The 265-nt window shown below is 64.2% G+C and carries 1 protein-coding gene; it reads right to left on the reverse strand.

The features are described 5' to 3' along the window. Positions 1-265: dihydroxy-acid dehydratase domain-containing protein (locus P8629_RS12020; RefSeq protein ID WP_278166345.1), on the reverse strand; the 265-nt coding region annotated here is incomplete at both ends.

Raw genomic sequence — 265 nt, forward strand, 5'->3', positions numbered from 1 at the left:
GTTTCGAACAGGCGACGGCGATCGGCATGGGTCGCCAGCACGGTGCCGTTACCGGGAAGTGCCAGGCCCAGCGCCTCCATCAGACAGTTCATGGAGTTGGCGGTGAACATGCCCGAGCAGCTGCCACAGGTGGGACATGCGCTGCGCTCGACTTCTGCCAGGGTTTCGTCGTCGACGCTATCGTCTGCGGCCATGACCATGGCATCGACCAGATCCAGGCCGTGATCCAGAAGCTTGGTCTTGCCGGCTTCCATGGGGCCGCCGG

This window comes from Hydrogenovibrio sp. 3SP14C1, from assembly GCF_029625905.1.
Taxonomy (GTDB): Bacteria; Pseudomonadota; Gammaproteobacteria; order Thiomicrospirales; family Thiomicrospiraceae; genus Hydrogenovibrio.